This window comes from Yeosuana marina (genome assembly GCF_011762485.1).
In the GTDB taxonomy this organism is placed as follows: domain Bacteria; phylum Bacteroidota; class Bacteroidia; order Flavobacteriales; family Flavobacteriaceae; genus Yeosuana; species Yeosuana marina.
Window position 1 is genome coordinate 1 of record NZ_JAAKGI010000036.1, and the last position, 977, is coordinate 977.

At 32.8% G+C, this 977-nt stretch carries 1 protein-coding gene; it reads right to left on the reverse strand.

Annotated elements, in window-relative coordinates; translation table 11 throughout:
• Nucleotides 1-265: 265 nt before the first annotated feature.
• Entirely contained in the window at nt 266-748 is a 483-nt protein-coding gene (locus tag G5V56_RS15650) for a hypothetical protein (protein ID WP_166966812.1), read from the reverse strand.
• Nucleotides 749-977: the final 229 nt, after the last annotated feature.

Sequence of the window (977 nt, forward strand, 5' to 3'; positions counted from 1 at the left end):
ATTAGTAATTGGTTTCTGTTGAATCCATTAATAAAATCCATAGAAATAAGTATTGATTATCAGTACTTTAAGATACGAATTTAAAAAGAATCATTAATGGTTTTTAAGAAGAAGTTTTTGCGCAGTCTGACGGTTTGGCTATGATTTCGGCGTGGAATCGTCCGCAGGACTATTCCGCCGTAAACCAAAGTTAGCAAACACCCAGGAATTTCCGAGAGGAAATTCCGCCGCAATGAACTATAGCCGGTGTTGTGCATAGTGTTTTTTATTCAGTTCGTTTGTAATTCAGTCCAGTTTTTATGCCGCTTATTGTTAGCAGAATTATTAAAATCAGTTGAATTATTAATAAAATGTTATAAGCATTATTCCATCCATTTCCAGCATTTTCCACAATTCCGCCACTCAAAGGTGGATATTCGGTTGAGCCAGGAATTTCTCGGATAGAATTAACAAATGAAATCAGCAATGTGAAAATCAAAATCAGAGTAATGTCCGAAATCATAAAAATCAGATTTGCGGTCAAGTTTTTAAAATTCCGATGTAACATTCGGATTAGGTAAACACCAAAAAAAGTCAGCGATATAAAAGGAATAATGAGATGTATATTCGCAATCACATAATAAGTATCGTGAACATTTATATCAGTAACTGCGTCTGATTTCAGACCGTCAATTCCAAATATTCCAAGTATTAAAATCAGAACGAAACTTATTGTTCCAATTACCCAAAATGTTTCTTTTTTTCTCAAATTTTAATTCAGTTTACGGTTTTGGGACATTATGCACAACGTGATTGTATAAGAATAGTGCTGTTTTGCGTGCGAGGATTTTCCGAAGGAAAATCAGAAGCTAGCAAAACAGCACTAACCTTTGATTAAGAACTAATTTAAGCATTATTTTTATACGGCTTAAGTTTGTCTTTTGTTAAATTAGATAAATAAATTAGAAAGAACAAAAGAGAGGATTAAGGTTATTTTA